The sequence below is a fragment of the Curtobacterium sp. P97 genome (assembly GCF_023712445.1).
Taxonomy (GTDB): Bacteria; Actinomycetota; Actinomycetes; order Actinomycetales; family Microbacteriaceae; genus Curtobacterium.
The window spans coordinates 1-477 of record NZ_JAMAYF010000066.1 but is presented as its reverse complement, the minus strand read 5'-3'; the positions used below and the strand labels follow the sequence as shown (position 1 = coordinate 477).

The following is a 477-nucleotide window of genomic DNA, read 5'->3' as shown; positions in this document are numbered from 1 at the left end:
ACAGCGGGCTGATCGCCGCCGGCCGGGCCGTGCCCGCGCTGGTGCCGCCGCTGGCCCGGTTCGCCTCCACCGCCCTCACCCCGCGCACGGCCACCGACCTCTCGCACCGCGTGTTCGTGTCCACCCGCCGGTTCCGCTTCCGCGAGACCGAGTACGCCGTGCCGCGCGACGCCGTCCCCGCCCTGCTGCGCGAGTTCGAGCGGCAGACCGCCGCCCGGGGGTGGCGCCTGCCGATCCCGACCGAGGTGCGCTACGCCGCCGCCGACGACGTCCCGCTCTCGACCGCCTCGGGCCGAGACGTCGCCTACGTCGCCGTCCACGTGCCGCGGCGCAGCGACCCGACCGACTACTTCGCGACCTTCGAGGCGATGGCCGCCGAGGTGGGCGGACGCCCGCACTGGGGCAAGGAGCACGGCCTCGACGCCGCGGCCCTCGCCCGGCGCTACCCGCGGTTCGGCGAGTTCGTCGCGGTGCGCG

1 protein-coding gene is annotated in these 477 nt (G+C 77.6%); it reads left to right on the top strand.

Going from position 1 to position 477, the window contains the following annotated elements:
- Nucleotides 1–477: D-arabinono-1,4-lactone oxidase (locus M3677_RS16950; protein ID WP_285844919.1), on the top strand; the 477-nt coding region annotated here is incomplete at both ends.